The following is a 332-nucleotide window of genomic DNA, read 5'->3' as shown; positions in this document are numbered from 1 at the left end:
ACGCACCATGACCATCACGACGGTGAAGACGATGATCACGATCACGACGCCTTCGATTCGATCTCCATCAAACTGACACAGGCCGATGAAGCTGTATTGCTCAAGGCGCTGAACCAACTGGTCGTGCAGCACGGCATCCTGCGGGTCAAAGGCTTCGCGGCGATTCCCGGCAAGCCGATGCGCCTGCTGATCCAGGGCGTGGGCACACGTTTCGACAAGCATTTCGACCGTGCCTGGCGCACCGACGAAGAGCGCCTCACCAATCTGGTGCTGATCGGCCAGGAACTGGACGCCGCCGCGCTGGAAGCTCAACTCAACGCCGCGATCGCAGG

At 60.8% G+C, this 332-nt stretch carries 1 protein-coding gene; it reads left to right on the top strand.

Annotated features, from left to right (window positions below; translation table 11 throughout):
• Positions 1-332 (top strand): GTP-binding protein (locus EE949_RS00170; RefSeq protein ID WP_206335684.1); only part of this gene is annotated, 332 nt, incomplete at both ends.

Origin of the sequence: Pseudomonas viridiflava (assembly GCF_900602065.1) — a bacterium.
In the GTDB taxonomy this organism is placed as follows: Bacteria; Pseudomonadota; Gammaproteobacteria; order Pseudomonadales; family Pseudomonadaceae; genus Aquipseudomonas.
This window is presented reverse-complemented; position numbering and strand designations above follow the sequence as displayed.